The following is a 16863-nucleotide window of genomic DNA, read 5'->3' as shown; positions in this document are numbered from 1 at the left end:
TTCAGGGTCAGAGTACGATTTTCCTACAACAAAACTGGTGAAGAAAGTAGGGATTAGCGCAACCAGTACAATCAGCAGAAATCGTCTTCTGATTCTTATTCTTGTTCTTCTTTTGGTAGATGCTTCTTTTGGTGCTTTCATTGTTGTTAAATCCCCCTGATTCTTTATTTAAAAAATCTCAAGTACCCTATAAGTTTGGCAAACTAATATATATTAGACTTTTATTGAGGCTCTTCGCTATAAACTGTACTAGATTAAATTATTTCAAAAAATAAGCCAAGCGACTTTGTAAAATCACGAAATAGATGATACGACATATCCGAAAATATGTGCAAAATGGATAAGAGATCGCTTGCTGACGCTTATTACCGAATAAGTCGTATAACGTTTTTGCTAGATCGTGCGCATCATGTGTAAAAAAATGCAGTGACATAAAACGAAACGCCGACAGATTCTAACGATTGAGAATTTATAACATGATAAAAGAATGAGTCTCGTCGCAAAAACCGATTTCGGTATTGAGCCTTTAGTGAAGTTGTGAAGGTTAGTGCGACCATAAAAATTATTAGCTGCTATTCGAAAGGGCACTGAAAAAGTTAATTTCTACTAAAAATTCTACTAAGTATAGGGCAAATAGTGATAGGTCATTGGTGCTCTCGGGCTCATTTTCCTCTGCAACTTAATAAACTATATTTTTGAAGGAATGAAAACATGTTCCGATTGCCCTTATTACGTTGTATGCCAACAGTGTTATCTGGATACGAATAACATCAGTGTGATCGAGATAATCACTCAGTTCCGTATTGAAACCGAGTGTGTTATTAGTGGGAAGGGATTAATTAATATAGGCGTCACTAACCAACAGATCACGTAGGATATCAGAAGGAATCTCGAACGTCACGATACCCATGTAACCAGGTGCAACTTCGTATTTGTCAAATGAAATAACGAGTTTATTATTAGCAGTAATATAGAAATTTTGTTCCGAATTAATTACTTCAAAGTCCAATTCCGACCCGTCGAACATGAAATAAGAAATCTCTTCATCTGCCGCCATTTGTCGCTTCATTTCAACTGCTACATACGAACTAATGGCATCGATATATTTATCATCTTTAAAAAGGCTTGGTAGTGTGATTAAAATGTTGTTCTGTTTATCGATTGTGTCGTACTTCATAGTTGTCGAAGAGGATCCGACCGTATTCACCTCATAGCGAGCGATTGACAGAAGTTGATCCGTGTCTGTTTTCACTTCGTAACCGGTGCTAATTCCGAGATGACCATTTCCTGCTTTTTTCATTTCTGCAACGTCTTGCTCAAACTGCTTGAAGAGTGCTTTATTTTCTTCGATATATTTTTCATTCAATGTAGCCTGGAGTCCTTCATTTGCCAAACCATTAATTGCTGGCGTAGCAAGGTCAGCTTGATATGTCTCTTTATCCATTGTTAACTGTTGCACAGTGAAAACTTCAACGATAGACCCTAGTACGGGAACATTCGCCATTGCCTGTGCGAACGTCGGGCTCATATTAATACTACCAACAAACAAAGCCGCGGCAGCAGCAGCCCCAAACGACCATTGTTTTAGAAATGGTCGTTTTTTCTGCGATGTTTTCGCCTGACGAATCGAAGCTTTTACGACATCCTCCAACTCGGCTGGAATCTCCGTCGCGTCATAATCCTTTTTCAACTTATCCATTTTTTTCATAATTTAAATGCCTCCCCAATTTCAATGCGTAGTTCTTTTAGTGCTTTATACAACCTTGTTTTAACTGTATTGATATTTTCACCCGTTACCGCTGCGATTTCATCGATTTTTAAATCCTCGAAAAAACGGAGAATAATAAGCGTCTTATAACGTGGAGGTAGCTGATCAATGGCATCTTGCAAATCCATGTCGATAATTTCATCCTCTAACTGTGGCAAATGCACGCAAAGAATATCGTCGTCCATGACTGTAATACGTTGATGTTTTCTGACAAAGTCAATGGATGTGTTGACGATAATTCGATAGAACCACGTTTTCATATAGGCGATTTCTTCAAGACGATCAATTGATTTAAGTGCTTTTAAAATTGATTCTTGTACAATATCGAGAGCATTTTCTTTATTTCTCACATAGCTATACGCAAGACGGTAATGAGCTTCCCGGTTTTCCAATATAAATTTTTCTACTAGTTCAAACTTTTCTTTTTTTGTCATGACAAAAGATTCACCTTTTCCTTTTTTCAACATGTCGCGAACAAGTTATAGTTATTTGACGGGCTATGTACTAAAAAAGTTTTGATTGATTTTAATGAAATGGCCGTTCGAATGTTTCAAGTCCTTTTTAAAAGACTATGGAGAATCCTGGGAGAGGAAAATGGAGTTAAAGGGGGAGTGCAAGGTGGAAGGGGAAACCATTTATGACTGGAGTTAAATTCCGAATAAAAGTTGAAAATAGCACGAGGGATCCGTCTGTATAGGATGATTTTCTACAACTTTGTAGCAAATTACCCCCCCCTTTTTTTGTACCACTCGCGTAATATAATTAGCTATTCAAGAATTATTAATAAGCCCTATATAGTCAGCTTTGAGTTTCGATAATTCAGGTTATCGTTTGAATGTATAAAAGAGTGGAGCGCAACCAAAAAAAGCTAGCTCGATTTAGGGAATCGAACTAGCCTCTTCATTGAATTATGTTGTTAAAAGATTTGTTGAGTATGTTAGGGGGCATGCTCAATCTCTAGTTGTTGGGGGAACAAATATTGATCATAGGGAATTGCGTTGTACTGAATGTTCTTCTGGGTGGTTAAGAAATTATAACGTTCATAACCACATAATAAAGGCGTCATCTCGCCCTATTTTGAGGGGAGATTTGTCTTTCTAATATTGAAGCAGTTTTTCCGAGAGTTGTTAAACGCTGAGCGAATGTGTCGCCTTTATTTGTAACGCCTTTGAATACATCTTGGAACTCGTAGGCATGTGCACCGTGCTCTGTAATATCAAGACCTTCGATTTCATCTTCACGAGATACGCGAAGTGGAACGAATACTTTAATAATCGATAAACCGACGCCAACTGTGACAGTAGTCCAAGCAATTACTGCTGCGACACCAATTAGTTGCACGCCAAGTTGAGTCACACCACCACCGTAGAATAATCCATTAGCTACATCGAATAATCCAATAGCGAGCGTACCCCAAATCCCATTAATGCCGTGAACTGCTACAGCACCTACAGGATCATCAACCTTCAATTTTGTCTCAATGAAACGAACACCTTCTACTAATAATGGACCTGCGACTAAGCCGATAACGATTGAACCGATAATGCTGACGTTTGCAGCACCAGCAGTAATCCCTACAAGCCCCCCTAAAGCACCATTTAGTGTTAGTGATCCGTCAATGTGACCATAACGGAATTTTGTATAGAAAGCTGTTGCGATAACACCAGCTGATGCAGCTAAGAACGTATTTGCGATAACACCAGGAACGAATGAGGGGTCTGCTGCTAATGTAGAACCACCGTTGAAGCCAAACCAGCCAAGCCATAAAATGAATACACCTAATGCGCCAAGCGGGATTGAATGGCCGGGAATAACATTGACAACACCTTTTTCATATTTTCCGATCCGTGGACCAATCATTGCTGCAGCCACTAAAGCACCAACAGCACCAGTTAAGTGAACAACTGTTGAACCCGCAAAGTCAACAAAGCCTAAAGCTGTAATCCAGCCGTCACCTTGCCATATCCAATGACCAACTACGGGGTAGACGAATAATGTCATTAAACCAACGATTGCTATATATGCTGTAATGTTTGTACGTTCAGCAACCGCACCAGAAATAATTGTTGCGCATGTTGCAGCGAACATTGCTTGGAATACGAAGAACCCGATATCGTCTACACCATTCAATAGGAAACCGGATGTGCCTATAAATCCCCCAGCTGTATCGCCAAACATTATGGCGTATCCAGCTACGAAGTAAACAATACCACCGATTGAAATCGTTAAAATGTTTTTCATTAATATGTTAACGGCATTTTTAGATCGTGTAAATCCAGCCTCAACCATTGCAAAACCAGCATGCATAAAGAATACGAAAAATGCACCAAGCATTACCCAAACTAAATTAATCGACATTTCTAATGCTTCATTACTCATGAAATTCTCCTCCTTTTTGTGTGGGTTAATTAATCGATTGCAACTGAACCGAGTTCTTTTGTGCGAATACGTATTGCTTGTTCTACCGGATAAATAAAAATTTTACCGTCACCAACTTCACCGGTTGATGCATCGCGTAGTAACACATCTAGGATTGCCTGCACTTTTGAATTGTCCACTACCATTTCAAGCTTTAGCTTTTGTGAGAATTCCATCGAGTAAGAGTTACCTCGAAATAAACCAGTACGCCCTTCTTGTCTACCGCAGCCTGCGATTTCAGAAATGCTTAATCCGTCGAGTCCTTCTTGTGCTAAGCCTTCCCGAACTTTCGCGAACACTTCCGGACGGATAATTGCTTCGATTTTTTTCATACTCAACAACTCCTTGTGTTAGGTTATCTAACATAATAGACTGATTATTTGGATAAATCAATATTTTTATGTTACGTTTTATTACATCTAATTTCGATTGGTTATATCGTATAGTGAGATATAGTGATGAAACTTAGGGGCGAAGGTGATTAGGGAGGCAGTGGGTATGAGGGGAGTAAAAAATCCTGAAAAATACCGAATTATCAAAGGATTCAAGTAGTAAATTTTGTAGAAATTGCAAGTTCAAAGTGGATACTCAACATTAAACAGTTATGTAATAAAATCTTACAAAAAAGTGATTTACTTTTCGGAAAAAAACCTCTGTATTCCGTGCCTCGAAAAAAGTTAAATGGTGTATACTATGACTAATTATGTTTTCGGAAGAAGGGAATTACTATGAAATCAAAGTATGAAGACGATAGCTTAACGCTACACACGGACCTTTACCAAATAAATATGGCGGAAAGCTACTGGGCTGACGGCATACATAATCGTAAAGCGGTGTTTGAGCTATATTTTAGAAGACTGCCGTTTGGTAATGGTTATGCAGTTTTTGCTGGCCTAGAGCGTATACTTGATTATTTACAAAACTTCCGCTTTAGCGAATCGGACATCTCTTATTTGCGCGAGGAACTAGGCTATAAAGAGGATTTTATTGATTATTTAAAAGATATTCAGTTTACTGGCACAATGTATTCAATGGTTGAAGGGGAGCTTGTTTTTGCAAACGAGCCGATCATTCGAATTGAGGCACCTTTAGTGGAGGCACAATTAATTGAAACAGCGCTATTAAATATCGTTAATTACCAAACGTTAATCGCAACGAAGGCGAGTCGTATAAAACAAATTATTAATAATGAAATCGGTATGGAGTTTGGTACACGTAGAGCGCAGGAAATGGATGCGGCAATTTGGGGAGCACGCGCAGCAATTATTGGAGGATTTGAATCGACGTCAAATGTTCGTGCTGGGAAGAAATTTAATATCCCTGTATCAGGTACACATGCGCATGCCTTAGTTCAAGCGTACAAAAATGATTATGATGCATTCCATTCGTATGCGAAGCGTCACCGTGATTGCGTATTTTTAGTCGATACATACAACACGTTGAAATCAGGTGTACCCACAGCAATTCAAGTGGCTAAAGAGCTTGGGGACAAAATTAATTTTGTCGGTATTCGCTTAGATAGTGGGGATGTTGCGTTTTTATCTAAAGAAGCGCGTCGTATGCTAGATGAAGCAGGATTCCCGAATGCCAAAATTATCGTATCAAATGATTTAGATGAGTACACGATTTTAAACTTAAAGGCACAAGGAGCGCGAGTTGATGCATGGGGGATTGGTACGAAGCTTATAACAGCCTATGACCAGCCTGCTTTAGGTGCGGTTTATAAAATGGTATCTATTGAAAATGCAAACGGTGAAATGAAAGATACAATAAAAATATCAGCAAATGCGGAAAAGGTAACAACGCCAGGTCTGAAAAAAGTATATCGGATTATTGCGAAAACAAATGGTAAATTAGAGGGCGATTATATTACAATGGCTGACGAAGATCCAACTAAAGAGCAGCGCATTAAAATGTTCCACCCCGTTCATACGTTTGTATCGAAGTTTGTTACGGATTTTGAGGCAAAGGAATTGCACGTAAAAGTTATTGATAACGGGAAAGTCATTTATGATAATCCTCCGCTTGAACAAATGCGTCAGTACGCACATGATAATTTAGATTTATTATGGGATGAGTATAAGCGTTCACTAAATCCAGAGGAATATCCGGTTGATTTAAGCCAAAAATGTTGGAATAATAAAATGCGAAATATCCAAGAAGTGCGTGATATGATACACGAAATCGAACAACGATAAGGAGTGTTACCTATGAGCGAGTTACAGCATCGTATAATAGAGGAGCTTCGTGTTCTGCCGGAAATCAACGTAGAACAAGAAATTCGTAAGTCGATAGATTTTCTCAAAGATTATGCAAAAAAACATAGCTTCTTAAAAGGATTTGTTTTAGGCATTAGCGGTGGACAAGACTCTACTTTAACGGGAAAGCTAACGCAGCTTGCGGTCGATGAATTGAATGCGGAAGCGGGCGAGCGGAAATATTCATTCTGGGCTGTGCGTCTTCCATATGGTGTACAGGCAGATGAGCAGGACTGCCAGGATGCGCTAGACTATATTCAACCGACAAACATTTATACAGTGAATATAAAAGCTGCGGTCGATGCAAGTGTACAAGCATTGGCGGACGCAGGTGTCGAGTTAAGTGATTTTGCAAAGGGCAATGAAAAAGCACGCGAACGTATGAAGGTGCAGTTTTCAATTGCGGCAATGAATGGTGCAGTTGTACTTGGTACGGATCATGCGGCAGAAGCGATAACAGGTTTCTACACGAAGTTCGGTGATGGCGGCGCAGACTTAATGCCGATTTTTCGCTTAAACAAACGTCAAGGGAAGCAAGTTTTGTCCCACCTAAATTGTCCAGACCATCTCTATTTAAAAGTGCCTACTGCTGATTTAGAGGAAAATCGCCCGTCTTTACCGGATGAAACGGCTTTAGGTGTCACATATGATCAAATTGATGATTACTTAGAAGGTAAGGAATTGCCAGGAGAGGCGCGTAAAACATTAGAAGGGCATTACTTACGCTCGCAACATAAACGTCATTTGCCAATCACTATTTTTGATAATTATTGGAAGTGAATAGTGTAAAAAGACCGTACTACTAAATAAGTAGTGCGGTTTTCTTTAGTTTTGTGGTTCTTTGTCGATATAATTACCTAACTATACTCGAAATTTTCGGGAGGGAGGTAAGTGATGAGAGCGTCCAGAGTGAATGCTGCGACAAGTAGCTTATACCGCAACTCAAAACGCTTTGTCAATGCAGATGAATTGTTTTTTAATGCTATGCAGGGAGGGTTGCAAGGGCAGCTACAAGACCCGCGCGAGCAGTTTAGTAAGCGGAAAAATAATAAGCAAAAAGCTATACCTAAAACAATGAAGCTCGTCAATACGAAAGAGCGGCTTATTGTAAAGGGGATTCAATTTAACTCGGATTCTGCTGGGACACTTAATCGGTTAATCGAATGTTCAACAAAAGTGAATACAATCAGTAATTTGAAAAGACGTAATGGCACTTACCGAACTTCAATTTAAATCGTTTGAAAGAGGGGGCTGCTTTCAAGCGATTTTTTTTGTGGATAAGCAAGTATAAGTATAACGTTCCCATCCGCATAATGCAGGACATCATCTTGCCCTTGTGTTTTTAGGGGGATGTGCCTTTCTTAGTGCTTAAAAATGACTGAGGGAGGCTTATGCTAGTGGTGCTTTAGGTTGTACATGCTAGTCGTTTTCGTTATGCTTGAAGTAGTTAGTAAATTCAGAAAAATATTCCAGGTATCTTAGGGGGCTTATAAATGAAAAATGAAATTGAACTAATACTAGAAAATATAGAAAAAGTAATGATTGGAAAACGTGAAATCGCAGAGCTTAGTGTCGTCGCTCTACTTGCTGGAGGACATGTACTACTAGAAGATGTGCCAGGAGTAGGGAAAACGATGATGGTACGTGCGCTCGCAAAATCGCTCGGTGCTAAATTTAAACGCATCCAGTTTACGCCGGATTTATTGCCATCAGATGTTGTTGGGGTATCGATATACAATCCGAAAACGTTGCAATTCGAGTTCCGCCCTGGCCCAATTATCGGTAACATTGTATTAGCAGATGAAATAAACCGTACATCCCCGAAAACACAGTCTGCCTTACTGGAAGGGATGGAAGAAGCCTCAGTCACAATTGACGGGGAGACAATTGCTATACCGAAGCCGTTTTTTGTTATGGCCACACAAAATCCAATTGAATATGAAGGAACATACCCGCTACCAGAAGCGCAGTTGGATCGTTTTTTACTAAAAATAAAAATGGGTTATCCATCCTTACAAGAGGAAGTCGAAGTACTGCGTCGAGCCGAAAAGTCCGAGCCGATTCAAAACATTTCCTCTGTCATCTCCACCGAGCAACTACTTGAATTACAACAAATAGTAAAGTCTGTTTATGTAGAAGATAATGTGAAAGCGTATATTGTGGAGCTTGCGCGTGCAACAAGGGAGCATGTGAAAGTGTATTTAGGTGTTAGTCCTCGTGCATCAATTGCGCTAATGAAGGCATCGCAAGCATATGCACTCATGCGTGGTCGAGACTTTGTGAAGCCGGATGATGTGCAATATTTAGCGCCATTTGTATTTAGTCACCGATTAATTATACAGCCCGAAGCTCGTTATGAAGGGGTAACAGAAGAGCAAATAATTAAAAGTATTGTACGCAATATAGACGTTCCCGTGAAAAGGTTTGCGGAGCAATGAAAGCGTTTGTAAACTTTTTGCAAACTAGCAGGCGTCTAGTAACGGTTGTAGCGCTGCTTGTTGTGACGTTTTGTTTTGCGATGTTTCAAGGAGGCTTCGTTAGTTGGTTTGTGTTTTTCACTGTAACCCCATTTTTACTATACTCACTCTTACTTGCCTTTGTACCGTTACGCATTTCTGAAATTCGCCGTGACATCGCGCCGTCGAAGGTAGAGCGAGGGGACAAGGTAGAAATTACTGTGACCTTTCGTAATGATAGTTGGTTTCCTTTTGTCTATTTAACGGTGTATGAGCTACCGATGGATGAGAAGTTTTACCAATATGCAGAAGGGTATTCGAGCCGATTATTTTTAGTAGGTTTTCGAAAGCAATTTCAATGGACGTATGACTTGCATGATTTGCAGCGCGGAGAACATTGTTTTCGAGGATTAGAATTTGTTTTTGCTGACTTTTTTGGGTGGACGATTCGCAAGAAAGTTATCGAGCGACGACAAGCTTTTATCGTCTATCCGAAAACGACTGCGATGAAATCCGCTTCCGTACGTATGCAATATGATCAAGGTGCCCTTGCTTCCCTGTATTCCATTGTGAAGGATACATCGATGGCAACGGGTGTACGGGACTATCAGCCGGGGGACCGCTTTTCCTGGATTCACTGGAAGTCATTCGCGAAAAACGGCTCGTTACGGACGAAAGAGTTTGAGGATCGCCAGTCGCAAAGTTTATTTATTTGTATGGACCGTTCTGAACAACCTGATTTTGAGCAAACGGTTGATTTAACCGCGTCGATGCTGAAGGCCATTGTGAAGCAACGAGGCGATGTTTCTTTTTTATCGGCTGGGGAATACCGGTTCTTTTATCCGAATATCCGTACCGAAAGTCAGTTGGAAAAAGTAATGCAACATTTAGCTGTTGTAGAATGTGACACGGTACATAGTATAGAGACAATTATTCAACCAGAGCAAAAAATGATTAGCCGTTCTGTGTTAATTATTGTTACGAGCGAGCTAAAGGAGAGCTTGTCCATGTTACTAATGAACGGCTCGAAATATACACGGGCCATAATATGCTTTGTCATTGTTAGTGGTGAAGCTCTTTTACAGCACCAAGAGATTCGCGCCTATGCGGGGAATAATAAAGTAGTGTATGTCACAAAAGAAATGTTTCATCAAGCTTTTTCGGAGGTGAATAAGCCGTGAAGCGAGATTTAATGGGGAATATCGAACGAATAATCTACTATGCCATAATATTTTTCATTTTACGTGAATGGCTACAGCCGATTATGCAACTTACGGGAACCGGATATTTTGGATGGTTTTCTGTGTTTATGGGCTTATGTTTAATCATTAATTTAGTTGCGCTTCGTGCGGTCATTTCCTGGATGTTAAAACTAGGTTATATCGCTTGGTTTATAACGTATGTCTATAGTGATTTTTCCGTCTTTTCAGCGGCGGGTATGCAATTTTTAGGACAAGAACTTAGCGGTAATTTAGCGGTGTTATTGAGTGGAGAATGGGCCAAAGTGAGTGATCCGTTTAGGACGAGTTTATTTTTCATTTTAATTTGGATGCTCATTTATTTAATTCATCACTGGGTAACGGTGAGAATGACTATTTTTTATTTCTTCGTGCTAACGGTCTTTTTCATTGCAACGCTAGATACATTCAGTGATTATGACGGCTCTGTGGCGATAGTCAAAGTAGTGCTACTCGGTTTAATTATGACGGCGTTGTTATTTGTGAAGCGAATGATTACAGCAACTGGAACTGCGATTGAATGGCATACGTATATTTTATATGTGACACCGGTCATATTGCTCGTTGGTGCAGCAAGTATCATTGCAGTGATGTTACCAAAAGCAGAGCCTCAATGGCCAGATCCTATTCCGTATATTAAAGGGGTTACCGGACAAGCGGAAAATGGTATCGGTGTGAATGGTGCGATTTCGAAAGTTGGCTATGGAAATAATGATAGCCAGCTCGGTGGGCCTTTTATTCCCGATGATACGGTTGTATTTCAGATTGATACGCCATCAAAACAGTATTGGCGTGTTGAGACAAAGGATTTTTACACATCGAGTGGTTGGGAAAATTCAGCTGACGCGAATGTAGATATGATTTTACAGTTAGAGGATGAAATTCCACTCTCTCTACCTGAGGGAAAAGAAGTTGTACAACGCGCTGTAATCACGCCTCTTTTATCGTATGGGTTTCTTTTGCAACCTTACCGTACGACGAATATTGGTTTTAATAGAGAGCAGTATCCGAACGGTGAACTACGCTTCAATGTAAAAACTGAGAAGCTGAGTGCGTTGTCTAATAAACAAAATGTAAGCTTATATGAATATGCCGTCACGTATAGTCAGCCGCAATATAGCTATACGAAGCTCAAGGAGACGACAACATTTGGTGAGACGGATGCGCGTTTTCTTCAGCTACCAGAAAGTCTTCCGCCGCGTGTTGCTGCGCTTGCCGAAGAGATTACCGGAACCCATACAAGTATTTATGATAAAGCACGCGCGATTGAATCGTATTTTAGACGAAATGGTTTTAAATATGACATAAAGGATGTTCCGGTACCAGCAGAAGGGCAGGATTATGTCGACCAGTTTTTATTTGAAACGAAATATGGCTACTGTGATAATTTTTCAACATCTATGGTCGTCATGCTGCGTTCGATTGGGATTCAGGCGCGTTGGGTAAAAGGGTTTGCAAGCGGTACAGAGGTTGGACGTAATAATGAAGGAATTCGAACATATGAAATTACAAATAATGATGCTCATTCTTGGGTAGAGGCTTATATCGATGGGGTTGGTTGGATGCCATTTGAACCGACAGTGGGCTTTACAAGTCCGGCACAAATCAATTACGACATTGAAACCGAAGCGCCAGATGTAGGTGAACAACTGCAAGAAGAGCAACAATTACAACAAGAAAAACAAAAAGAACTAGCGGAGCAACCAAAAAAGACGTCTTCAACTCAAGTTGGTAGCTTTATCATTTCTTATAAATGGCTGCTACTATTGCTCGTTGCTGCGGCTACGTTCGCTTCAATCATCTTATTTACACGTCGTCAAAAATGGTTGCCCAAAATGTATGTGCAGTTGAATCGCAATAAACCGCAAAATGTGCAAACATTTGAAGCTTCGTATATGCGTTTATTGAAGCAACTAGAGTTGTGCGGGCTACATCGTGCAACAGGACAAACGTTACAAGACTACGCAAAACAGGTAGATGCTCATTTTGAAACAGATAAAATGAGGGGCTTAACCGATGCCTACGAGAGAATGGTCTATGCGGAAAGTAATGAAGAAATTGATTTCACGAAAATGAAAGAAAGTTGGGAATATTTAATCAATCGCACTATCGGTTGATTTTAAGGGCATTAAAGAGTAAAATTTAGAAAAATCAATAGGTGTGCCTTCATATAAGTCTGATAATATGGTTCAGATGTCTCTACTAAGTTACCTTAAATAACTTATCTATGGTGGTGGAGAAAACTATGCCTTTTTGGGATAGTACTATCCACTTGTATAAAGATGAAATATGAACGCGTAGAAAATGCTTTTTTCGACGCGTTTTTTTTCTTAGCAGATTGTGAATGATTATCTTAAAGGTCATCCGCATAAGAAAAGACAGTAGCTTGCCCTACTCTGGGACAAGATGTGTATTTCAAAAATATAAGGTCCCTTTACAATATTAGAAGAGGTGGAAATCGTGTCAACTCCTTTATTAAAAGAGCAAGAAAAAATCGTCGTTCTTGATTTTGGTAGCCAATTTAACCAATTAATCACTCGCCGTATCCGTGAGTTCGGTGTGTTCTCTGAATTACACCCACACACAATTACAGCAGAAGAAATTAAAGAAATGAACGCAGCAGGGATCGTATTCTCTGGTGGCCCGAACTCGGTGTATGATGAAAAAGCATTTAAAGTAGACCCTGCAATTTTTGATTTAGGATTACCGATCTTAGGTATTTGCTACGGAATGCAATTAATTGCTCATACGCAAGGTGGTAAAGTTGAAAGTGCTGAAACGCGTGAATACGGTAAAGCAGAAATCAATGTTACTTCTGACAATAAATTATTTGGCGAGCTTCCAAAAGAACAAATCGTTTGGATGTCTCACGGAGACCATGTAACAGAAGTACCAGCTGGTTTTGAAGTCATTGCAACAAGTTCTTCTTGCCCAATCGCTGCCATGGCAAACACTGAGCGCAAACTTTACGCTGTACAGTTCCACCCAGAAGTGCGTCACTCTGTTTACGGAAATGATCTATTACGCAACTTCGTAATGGATATTTGTGGTGCTAAAGGCGACTGGTCGATGGCAAACTTCATCGAAATCGAAATCGCAAAAATTCGTGAACAAGTTGGCGACAAAAAAGTTCTTTGTGCATTATCAGGCGGCGTAGACTCTTCAGTTGTAGCTGTATTAATCCACAAAGCAATCGGCGACCAATTAACTTGTATGTTCGTAGACCACAACTTAAACCGTAAAGGTGAAGTTGAACAAGTAATGAAAACTTTCACAGAAGACTTCGATATGAACTTAATTAAAATCGATGCACGTGAACGTTTCATGAGTAAACTTGCTGGCGTTTCTGACCCAGAACAAAAACGTAAAATTATCGGTAATGAATTCATTTATGTATTTGATGAAGAAGCGTCAAAATTAGAAGGTATGGATTTCCTTGCACAAGGTACGCTTTATACTGATATCATTGAGTCAGGTACAGCTACTGCTCAAACAATTAAATCTCACCATAACGTAGGTGGACTTCCAGAAGATATGCAGTTCAAGTTAATTGAACCGCTTAAAACATTATTCAAAGATGAAGTACGTGCTTTAGGTCTAGAGCTAGGCTTAGATGAAAAAATCGTATGGCGTCAACCTTTCCCAGGTCCTGGTTTAGGTATTCGTGTACTTGGTGAAGTAACGGAAGATAAATTAGAAATCGTACGTGAAGCGGACTTCATTTTACGTGAAGAAATTGCGAAAGCGGGTCTTGACCGCGACATTTGGCAATACTTCACAGTGCTACCTGACATCCGTTCAGTTGGCGTAATGGGCGATGGCCGTACGTACGACTACGCAATCGGTATCCGTGGTGTAACATCAATCGACGGGATGACTTCTGACTGGGCACGTATTCCTTACGATGTCCTAGAAAAAATCTCTGTACGTATCGTTAACGAAGTAAAACACGTGAACCGCGTACTTTATGACATTACGTCTAAGCCACCAGCAACGATTGAGTGGGAATAGTAAAATAAAATAAAACAAAACTCTCTGCCATTTGTTATTCAACAGGTGGCGGAGAGTTTTTCTTTTGTTTTCTGAATAGAAAGTAGAAACTATTTTGTAGGAAGAGGTTTTTTGAATAGCTAAAACTAGTTAACGCTTCTGTAAAGATTCTAAAAGATAAGCTCCAAATAATAAGTATTACAAATAATATTACTAACAAATAATAATCGTTTGTAGTAAGCCACTCATAAAGTGAAGTTTTTCGGAAGCCTTGGATTATGCCTAGATGAAAAATATAAATGCCCATCGTTCGTTGCCCTACATAGGTATACCATGTCTGTTTTTGTGGTATGAGCATAAGAAACGCCAACATTGCGATAGCGCTTATACCATATACGAACAGGCGATTAAGTGAGAGTTGATCGAACCAATAATGGGATATTTCCTCATAGGGTAGCCTCCCTAAAAACCATTCTTTCCACGATAAATCACCGTAAAAATAAACAACTACAAATAGAATGACGAGTATTCCGCAAGCAACATTCTTGTAGTAAGTAGGGGCGTCTTTAATCAAGCGCATATTCATATGATAGCCAGCAACGAAATATACAAAAAAGTAAAGTGTTCTTGATAACGAAAAATATTCATTAATTTCAGCAATGTAGCCAGCTGTAAGTGAAATTAAAATTGCTATGGCAATCATCCATTTAGATGTTGCAAAGGGGCGTAGCATGAGCTTCCAATAAAATAAACTAATTAAAAACCAAAGTCCCCATCTAGGATCGAATAGATTAAATTGAATGGATGCATCTAAATAATATATATAATAATACGAATAAAGAAGCTGGAAAATAATATAAGGAATAACCAATGTAGCTATTAGTTTTTTAATTTGGTTTTTCGTTCGAATTGTTTTAGAAAAATACCCTGAAATAAAAATAAAAGCAGGCATATGAAAAATATAAATAAACATATATAGGCTATCGAGTAGCCTGTTTTCATGTAGTAGTCCTGAAAGTGTATGTCCGAAAACAACTAAAACAATCAGTATTGCTTTAGCGTTATCATAATATGAATCTCTTGTCATGCTCACCATCCTCTTGAATCTAACCAAAAACTAGACTTTGGGCGCCAAAGCCCTCTGTATATTTTCTTTGATTTCAACTGCAAAAATTTGTGGATTTTAAATATAAACTAGAAAAATCTACTGATAAAAATATAATATCTCTTGTACAATTCTATTATTATACGCCTGTAAACATTATCACTCAATAATAATATTTTGGTAAAGATGTTACTTTTCGTTCCTACAAAGAAAAACGAAAAATGTTGTATTCATATGTATTTATCCGAACTATTTTTTTAAAAAAACTAATAATGTTCGTAATTGGGGTTGAAAACCGAAAAGTAGAATGATATAGTACAGGATGTAAATTAAATAAAGTCGTCGTATAATGTCGGGAATAGGGCCCGTGAGTTTCTACCGAATCACCGTAAATGATTCGACTACGATTAAGAGATAGGTTTCCTGTTATAATATATGGGAATAATACCTAGACATCCTTAAATCGTAGACATGCGCTTCATAAGCTTTGCATGTCTTTTTGAGTTGTAAGGAATCGTGTATTTGCTCAGATGTTGAAGACGACAACAATACGGAGGAATATTTCAAGATGAAAAAGTATTTCATGTTTGAAGAACTGGGTACGAATTATCGCCGCGAGATTTTAGGTGGTCTTACAACGTTCTTAGCAATGGCATATATTTTAGCAGTTAACCCTGGAATTCTTGGGGACGCTGGAATGGATAAAGGTGCGGTATTTGTTGCAACAGCACTTGCGGCGGCGGCAGGTTCACTAGTAATGGGTATTTTTGGGAAGTTCCCAATTGCATTAGCACCGGGTATGGGTCTGAATGCATTCTTCGCCTATACGGTAGTATTAACGTATGGACTGCCTTGGCAGACTGGTTTAACAGGCGTATTATTTTCAGGTATTATTTTTATCATTTTATCATTAACAGGAATTCGTGAAACAGTTATTAACGCAATTCCACAACAACTTAAATATGCAGTAGCAGCAGGTATTGGTTTGTTCATTACTTTCGTGGGTTTACAAGGTGCAGGAATTATCGTAAACAGCGATGCAACTTTAATTACATTAGGTACATTTGAAGGGAACGCCCTATTAGCCGTATTTGGCATCGCATTAACAGTGATATTAATGGTTAAAAATGTACGCGGTTCGATTTTCTTAGGAATCGTCATTACAGCAATCGTTGGTATGATCTTTAACTTGGTGGATGTACCGACTTCTATTGTTTCAGCCATTCCAGACGTATCACCAACATTCGGAGTAGCACTTGATCCAATTGTCCATGACTTTGGTTCTTTATTAAACATTCAATTCTTAGTTGTAGTATTAACTTTCCTATTCGTAGACTTTTTCGATACTGCTGGTACGTTAATGGCGGTAGCAACACAAGCAGGTTTAGTGAAGAAAGACGGTAAATTACCACGTGCAGGTCGTGCTTTAATGGCAGATGCAGTAGCAACGACTATTGGTTCATTATTTGGTACATCAACAACTACCGCATATGTTGAGTCAACTTCAGGTGTAGCAGCTGGTGCACGCTCTGGTTTCTCGGCAGTAGTGACAGCTTTCTTATTTTTATTAGCATTATTCTTCTATCCGTTACTTGAAGTTGTTACTTCAGCAGTAACAGCGCCGGCATTA

At 39.2% G+C, this 16863-nt stretch carries 13 protein-coding genes and 2 riboswitches (1 of these 15 running past the window's edge); of the genes, 8 read left to right on the top strand and 5 right to left on the bottom strand.

All coding sequences use genetic code 11. From position 1 onward, the window contains the following. Nucleotides 1–835 precede the first annotated feature (835 nt). The 4 genes from MHH87_RS16110 to MHH87_RS16095 all read right to left on the bottom strand — a co-directional run bounded on the left by MHH87_RS16110 (nucleotide 836) and on the right by MHH87_RS16095 (nucleotide 4518). Nucleotides 836–1708 (bottom strand): DUF3298 and DUF4163 domain-containing protein, encoded by an 873-nt coding sequence (locus MHH87_RS16110; RefSeq protein ID WP_340750242.1) that lies wholly within the window; start codon nucleotides 1706–1708, stop codon nucleotides 836–838. Next, nucleotides 1705–2202, bottom strand: a complete 498-nt coding sequence (locus tag MHH87_RS16105; protein WP_340750241.1) for an RNA polymerase sigma factor — start codon at nucleotides 2200–2202, stop codon at nucleotides 1705–1707. The genes MHH87_RS16110 and MHH87_RS16105 overlap by 4 nt, the downstream gene beginning before the upstream one ends. A 628-nt stretch (nucleotides 2203–2830) precedes the next feature. Continuing rightward, entirely contained in the window at nucleotides 2831–4147 is a 1317-nt protein-coding gene (locus MHH87_RS16100) for an ammonium transporter (protein WP_340750240.1), read from the bottom strand. Nucleotides 4148–4176: 29 nt separating this feature from the next. Continuing rightward, on the bottom strand, nucleotides 4177–4518 hold the full coding sequence (locus tag MHH87_RS16095) for a P-II family nitrogen regulator (RefSeq protein ID WP_340750239.1): 342 nt from the start codon (nucleotides 4516–4518) through the stop codon (nucleotides 4177–4179). A 396-nt stretch (nucleotides 4519–4914) separates the two neighbouring features. Here MHH87_RS16095 and MHH87_RS16090 point away from each other — a divergent pair, with 396 nt between their 5' ends. From MHH87_RS16090 to guaA, 7 genes are all read left to right on the top strand, one after another. Then, nucleotides 4915–6384 carry a nicotinate phosphoribosyltransferase gene (locus tag MHH87_RS16090; protein WP_340750238.1) on the top strand — a complete coding sequence of 490 codons (1470 nt, stop codon included), beginning with the start codon at nucleotides 4915–4917 and terminating at the stop codon, nucleotides 6382–6384. A 12-nt stretch (nucleotides 6385–6396) separates the two neighbouring features. After that, nucleotides 6397–7224 carry an ammonia-dependent NAD(+) synthetase gene (nadE, locus tag MHH87_RS16085; protein WP_340750237.1) on the top strand — a complete coding sequence of 276 codons (828 nt, stop codon included), beginning with the start codon at nucleotides 6397–6399 and terminating at the stop codon, nucleotides 7222–7224. Between the two features lie 114 nt (nucleotides 7225–7338). Continuing rightward, complete coding sequence (locus tag MHH87_RS16080) at nucleotides 7339–7677, top strand: hypothetical protein (protein ID WP_340750236.1); 339 nt, start codon at nucleotides 7339–7341, stop codon at nucleotides 7675–7677. A gap of 260 nt (nucleotides 7678–7937) precedes the next feature. After that, on the top strand, nucleotides 7938–8882 hold the full coding sequence (locus MHH87_RS16075; RefSeq protein WP_340750235.1) for an AAA family ATPase: 945 nt from the start codon (nucleotides 7938–7940) through the stop codon (nucleotides 8880–8882). Further along, nucleotides 8879–10081, top strand: coding sequence for a DUF58 domain-containing protein (locus MHH87_RS16070; RefSeq protein ID WP_340750234.1), 1203 nt, complete (start codon nucleotides 8879–8881; stop codon nucleotides 10079–10081). Before MHH87_RS16075 ends, MHH87_RS16070 begins: the two co-directional genes overlap by 4 nt. After that, nucleotides 10078–12255 carry a transglutaminase TgpA family protein gene (locus MHH87_RS16065; protein ID WP_340750233.1) on the top strand — a complete coding sequence of 726 codons (2178 nt, stop codon included), beginning with the start codon at nucleotides 10078–10080 and terminating at the stop codon, nucleotides 12253–12255. Before MHH87_RS16070 ends, MHH87_RS16065 begins: the two co-directional genes overlap by 4 nt. A gap of 29 nt (nucleotides 12256–12284) precedes the next feature. Beyond that, a riboswitch (purine riboswitch) is annotated at nucleotides 12285–12386 on the top strand. 209 nt (nucleotides 12387–12595) lie between these two features. Continuing rightward, on the top strand, nucleotides 12596–14149 hold the full coding sequence (gene guaA / locus MHH87_RS16060) for a glutamine-hydrolyzing GMP synthase (RefSeq protein WP_340751027.1): 1554 nt from the start codon (nucleotides 12596–12598) through the stop codon (nucleotides 14147–14149). Between the two features lie 34 nt (nucleotides 14150–14183). On the opposite strand, the gene MHH87_RS16055 is transcribed toward guaA, so the two are convergent. Further along, nucleotides 14184–15215 carry an acyltransferase family protein gene (locus MHH87_RS16055; protein WP_340750232.1) on the bottom strand — a complete coding sequence of 344 codons (1032 nt, stop codon included), beginning with the start codon at nucleotides 15213–15215 and terminating at the stop codon, nucleotides 14184–14186. A 340-nt stretch (nucleotides 15216–15555) separates the two neighbouring features. Beyond that, nucleotides 15556–15657: riboswitch (purine riboswitch) on the top strand. 144 nt (nucleotides 15658–15801) lie between these two features. Here MHH87_RS16055 and MHH87_RS16050 point away from each other — a divergent pair. Further along, nucleotides 15802–16863: the 5' portion of an NCS2 family permease gene (locus MHH87_RS16050; protein WP_340750231.1), read on the top strand. The gene runs 246 nt beyond the window's last position; only the first 1062 of its 1308 coding nucleotides appear in the window; it begins with the start codon at nucleotides 15802–15804; its stop codon lies off the right edge, out of view.

This window comes from Solibacillus sp. FSL H8-0538, from assembly GCF_038003525.1.
Classification (GTDB): Bacteria; Bacillota; Bacilli; order Bacillales_A; family Planococcaceae; genus JBBOPI01.
This window is presented reverse-complemented; position numbering and strand designations above follow the sequence as displayed.